Source organism: Micromonospora sp. CA-248260 (assembly GCF_050942205.1).
In the GTDB taxonomy this organism is placed as follows: domain Bacteria; phylum Actinomycetota; class Actinomycetes; order Mycobacteriales; family Micromonosporaceae; genus Micromonospora; species Micromonospora antibiotica.
The window spans coordinates 3271384-3275279 of sequence record NZ_CP192021.1; the positions used below are offsets into that span (position 1 = coordinate 3271384).

General features: G+C 72.5%; 3 protein-coding genes. All 3 read left to right on the forward strand.

Annotated elements, in window-relative coordinates:
- Positions 1-439: 439 nt before the first annotated feature.
- The 3 genes from ACQP2H_RS14535 to ACQP2H_RS14545 all read left to right on the forward strand — a co-directional run bounded on the left by ACQP2H_RS14535 (position 440) and on the right by ACQP2H_RS14545 (position 3602).
- Positions 440-1000 (forward strand): GNAT family N-acetyltransferase, encoded by a 561-nt coding sequence (locus ACQP2H_RS14535; protein WP_219461695.1) that lies wholly within the window; start codon positions 440-442, stop codon positions 998-1000.
- Between the two features lie 232 nt (positions 1001-1232).
- Entirely contained in the window at positions 1233-2186 is a 954-nt protein-coding gene (locus ACQP2H_RS14540) for a siderophore-interacting protein (RefSeq protein WP_219461696.1), read from the forward strand.
- A 135-nt stretch (positions 2187-2321) separates the two neighbouring features.
- Positions 2322-3602: a multidrug effflux MFS transporter gene (locus tag ACQP2H_RS14545; RefSeq protein WP_255597567.1), complete on the forward strand. Its 1281-nt coding sequence runs from the start codon at positions 2322-2324 to the stop codon at positions 3600-3602.
- Positions 3603-3896 lie beyond the last annotated feature (294 nt).

Here is a 3896-nt window from a genome sequence, read left to right on the forward strand (position 1 = left end):
GCCGGCGCGGCACGGATGTCGGCGCTCAACGGTGCAATTATCCAACGAAGAACGGCAATGTGTCACCCCCCTCCCGAAGTGGAGGGTGGTCGGCTCCGGGGGAGGAAACGCACTTTTTCTCTCAGCATGTGAGCGCTAACATGAATAATTCCTTTCGTCAATGCCGAACGGTGCCTGACGTGTCACATCCGCCCGGCCCGGGCGAGGTCCGGGGTGGGTGACCCACTCCGCGCTCGCCCGACGGGGGCTGCGTGGGCAGGGCGGTCCGGCCGGGAATTCGGGCGTACTCGGAGTGTTCGATTGCTTACTGTGCGGATGCGTGGTTGGGTCGTCCTTACCCATCGGCTGCGGCGGTCGGCAGCGGCGGTGGCGGTTCGTGGGTCGACGGCTCGTGGGTCGACGGTTCGTGAGTCGACGGTTCGGTCCCGGAAGGAGTGCCATGGCGACGGTGTCGACCTCCGCCTCGCGTCTGATCGACGGCTTCGGTGAGGTGACCATCCGGCCGGTGCGGCCCGACCGGGACGTCGAGGTGATCCACGACTGGGTCACCCGGGAGCGGTCCCGGTTCTGGGGCATGCGGGACGCCGACCGCGAGCGGGTGCACGAGATATACGCGTACCTCGACTCGTTGAGCACCCATCACGCGTACCTGGTCCACCGGGACGGCCGCCCGGTGGCCCTGTTCCAGACCTACGAGCCGGCCGCCGACCCGGTCGGGCGGTGCTACGAGGTGCGCCCCGGTGACTTCGGTGTCCACCTGCTCATCGGCCCCCCGGACGGCGGTACGGAGCCCGGCTTCACCGGTGTGCTCCTCGACGCGTTCCTCGCGTTCGTGCTGGCTGATCCGACCCGGCTGCGGATCGTGGCCGAGCCGGACGCCCGCAACACCCGTGCCGTCGACCGGCTGGCCCGCGCCGGCTTCGTACCCGGCCCGCAGATCGACCTGCCGGACAAGCGCGCCCAACTGATGTTCCTCGACCGGGTCGCGCCGGGTCGCTGACCGCCGCCCGCCGGCCGTGCCCGCCGCCGGTGCCCGCCGGTCGTACCCGCCGGTCGTGCCCGCCGACGGTGCCGCAGGGTCGGGTGCGCCCCGTGGTCCTGACCGGGTCGCCACGTCGAGACCCGCGTGGTCCTGGCCGCGACGTGGCGTGGCCGCGACGGCGGTTCACCCGAACGGGGACGGGGTAGGCCACCTCGCCATTCATCTTCTTGGTTAGGTTAGCCTCACCTACGTGCTTAGTGATCGAGTTCGCCCGGCGGGGGAGCCCCACCACGCCACCGGCACCACGACCCTGCCCGCGGCCCCCTGGCGGCTGTTCGACGTACAGGTACGCGCGGTGCGTCGACTCAGCCCGTCCTTCCTGCGGGTCACCTTCACCGGCCCGGACCTCGACCGGTTCGCCGACAACGGCTACGACCAGCGGATCAAGCTGGTGCTGCCGCTGCCCGGCCGGCCCGGCGTCCACCTGCCCGGCGGCGTCGACTGGTACTCCCACTGGCGGGCGCTGCCCGAGGACGAGCGCTGCCCGATCCGCACCTACACCGTCCGGGCGGTCCGGCCGTATCTGGCCGAGGTCGACATCGACCTCGTGCTGCACGGCGACAGCGGTCCGGCCGGTCGGTGGGCGTTGCGGGCCCGCCCTGGCGACGAGGCCGGCCTCCTCGGACCCGACGCCGGCTACCACGGTGACCACGGCGGCATCGAGTTCCGCCCCCCGGCCGCCGGTCAGCTGCTGCTGGCCGGTGACGAGACCGCCGTACCGGCGATCAGCGCCATCCTGGAGCGGCTGCCCCTCGACGCCCGGGGCCGGGTGCTGTTGGAGGTGCCGGACCGGGCCGACGTGCTGCCGCTCGTCGCGCCGCCCGGGGTCACGGTCGACTGGCTGCCCCGCGACGGCGGCGACCACGGCAGTCGGCTGCTACCCGCCGTCGCCGCCGCGGCACACCACCTGCTCTGCGACGTCGGCGTGCACCCCACCGGCCCGATCGTCGACGTCGACGTCGACCAGGCTCTGCTCTGGGAGGTGCCGACCCCGACCTCGCCGGTGCCGGTCTACGCCTGGCTGGCGGGGGAGGCCGGCGTCATCCGCGCATTGCGCCGGCACCTCGTCGCCGACCGGGGCATGGACCGGCGCGCGGTCGCCTTCATGGGGTACTGGCGGCACGGCCGGACGGACCCGGCCTGAGCGTGACCAGCGGTTGTGACCCGCGTTACCTCTCGGTGGAGCGGGAATCAGAACAGCGGATCCGGATTTGAAGCCAGGTGTGATCTTCGCACCCGTTACCGTCCGGCCGCGCCCCGACCGGGCGGAGCCTTCCCGATGACCGATGTCGTCCACGACCAGTCGCCGAAGGTCGCGTCGACGCCGGGCGACCTGATGACCCGCCGGCAGCGCGTGCGACTCGTTCTCGTCCTCGGCTCGCTGATCGCCATCGGCCCGCTGACCATCGACATGTACCTGCCGGCGCTGCCGGCCATCGCCACCTACTTCGCGACCACTTCGGCGGCCGTCCAGTTGACCCTCACCGGCACGCTCGCCGGGCTGGCCCTCGGTCAACTGCTGATCGGGCCGCTCTCCGACGCGGTCGGCCGCCGCCGCCCGCTGATCGTCGGGCTCGCGGTGCACGTCGTGGCCTCGGCGCTCTGCGTCGTCGCCCCCAACATCGCCGTCCTCGGCGCACTGCGGGTGGTGCAGGGCCTCGGCGTCGCCGCCGCCACGGTGGTCGCCATGGCGGTGCTGCGTGACCTGTTCGACGGCACCGCCTTCGCCACCCTGCTCTCCCGGCTGCTGCTGGTGATGGGCGCGGCGCCGATCCTCGCCCCCACCCTCGGCGGCGGAGTGCTGCGCTGGACCGACTGGCGGGGTGTCTTCGTGACGCTTGCCGTCTTCGGCGTGCTGCTCGCTGTGCTCGCCGTGATCGGCCTGCCCGAGACCCTGCCGGCCGCCCGTCGTCAACGGGGCGGCGTGTGGACGACCGTCGGCCTGTACGGCTCACTGCTGCGCGACCGCACCTTCGTGGGGCTCGTCCTGGTCGCCGGCCTGGCCATGGCGGCGCTGTTCGCGTACGTGGCCGGTTCGTCCTTCGTCCTCCAGGAGGGGTACGGGCTAGACGAGCAGCAGTTCGCGCTGGCGTTCGGGGCGGGCGCGGTGGGCCTGATCGGGGCGGCCCAGTACAACGTACGGCTGCTGCGTCGTTTCTCCCCGCAGCGCATCCTGGTCACCTCGTTGAGCGTCGGCACGCTGGCCGGGCTGGCGCTGCTGGCCTTCGCCGTGACCGGATTCGGCGGGCTGCCCGCCCTGCTGGTGACGTTATGGGTGGTGCTGGCGACGGCCGGCCTGGCGATGCCGAACGCCCCGGCGCTGGCGCTGTCCCGCCACGGCGAGGCGGCCGGCACCGCGTCGGCCCTGCTCGGTGCCGTGCAGTTCGGCGTCGGTGCGGTGGCCGCGCCGATGGTGGGGGTGCTGGGCAACGGTGCGGTGGCGATGGCGCTGGTGGTGGCGGGTGGGATGGTGGCGGCGCTGGCGGTGCTGTTCCTGGTGGTTCGCCCGTCCCGGCTCGCCGACCTGGAACCGCCCTCGGCAGTGGTCGTCGTGCACTGACGGGACCGGCCGGACACGTCGACTCGGGTTACTCCGGCCGCGAGCGGTGCGAACAGCGGCGGAGAGGGTGAGGCGGTGACCGGCGCGGTCGCCCGCACCGGCGGCCCCGGCGGCGCGGGCACCGGCCCGCACGAGGCGAACAGGGCGGGCCCGAGGGCCCGCCCTGCCGTTTGTTGGCGACTACCAGAGGATTTGAACCCCTAGACCACATCTGCAATCCGCAACCGTGCTAAGTGGCAGTCACCATGAGCGTAGTCCCGCCCGCCGGGCCGACGCAGTCGTGCTTGTGACAGC

Bases quoted from the DNA above. Each gene is read 5' to 3' on its own strand.
- ACQP2H_RS14545 (WP_255597567.1), top strand. From the start codon at position 2,322: ATGACCGATGTCGTCCACGACCAGTCGCCGAAGGTCGCGTCGACGCCG.
- ACQP2H_RS14535 (WP_219461695.1), top strand. From the start codon at position 440: ATGGCGACGGTGTCGACCTCCGCCTCGCGTCTGATCGACGGCTTCGGT.